Genomic DNA, 961 nt, shown 5'->3' with positions numbered 1-961 from the left:
GGATTTCTCCAACGTCGATATCAGTCCTCCTGGCTTTGACGATGACAATCTTTTTGTTATTGTTCCAGTTGATATCCTTTGCGGTGGGTTCCAGGGGCCAGATTTTGGCTTCCAGAGTGCTGTCTCCGGCCTGACCGTGAATAGTGAATGGGAATGATTTTATTTCTCCCGGGTTGAAGGTAATTTCGGTACCGTCTACTGTGGATACCGGCCAGCCGTTATGGGTCAACCCAAGTTTAGCTTTTACCGGACTGTCAAAGGTGCCATACAGGCCATAGGAAACTGTGCCCGTGTATTCCCGGCCTGTTTCTGTTTCAGCAGTGCCGGGATTGAGTTCCTGAACAAAGTTGTCAGGAAGCTTCTTTACGGTAATCGGCACAGTGACCACATTGTCACCGAACCGGTTCCCCTCTGGGCCCTCATAGTAGAGCCAGAGTGCGGGTGGGTAGTTTATAGCTGCTGCCAGTTCCCTGGTATCAGCCACAGCAGTCCAGTTAAACGCCGCTGTCACTTCTGAGTCCTGTTGGGTGAAAATCACCGCCTGGCCTCTTGGTCCTGAGGGTACATAGGGCCAAAGGCTGAGAGGCTCGGTTATGCTGCCGGGACCGGACCGGTACTGCAGGACAGCATCCCACTCACCCTGCTGCAGCCGGTGCTGCCCAGCCACAAACACCCTGGTCCGGTCCACCGGTACGATTGACTGCAGGGTGTCAATACCAAAGGTTAGCGTCGCCGTATATGTCTCTCCCGGTTCCGCAGCATATACCTCTGTGGCCGCATCACCGTCAGTTACTGTTTCTCTGGGGCATCCCGGGTCAAAATCCCTGATATAGAAGTTTGGCAGCCACAAATTAAATTTGGATGGCGCCAGGGGAATAGTCCGGTAAAGTATCTCACCGTTCTTGATGTGCCAGGCCCGCCCTACACCCCAGCCGTAGTAAGTGGGGGGCTGCAGGATATG

1 pseudogene is annotated in these 961 nt (G+C 53.8%); it reads right to left on the bottom strand.

The window, feature by feature from the left end:
* Nucleotides 1-961: pseudogene (locus Ga0451573_RS18895) on the bottom strand (hypothetical protein); the annotation flags it as partial.

This window comes from Phosphitispora fastidiosa, from assembly GCF_019008365.1.
GTDB lineage: Bacteria > Bacillota > Thermincolia > Thermincolales > UBA2595 > Phosphitispora > Phosphitispora fastidiosa.
Note: the sequence above shows the minus strand (reverse complement) of the source record. Positions and strands in the feature narration are given on the sequence as shown.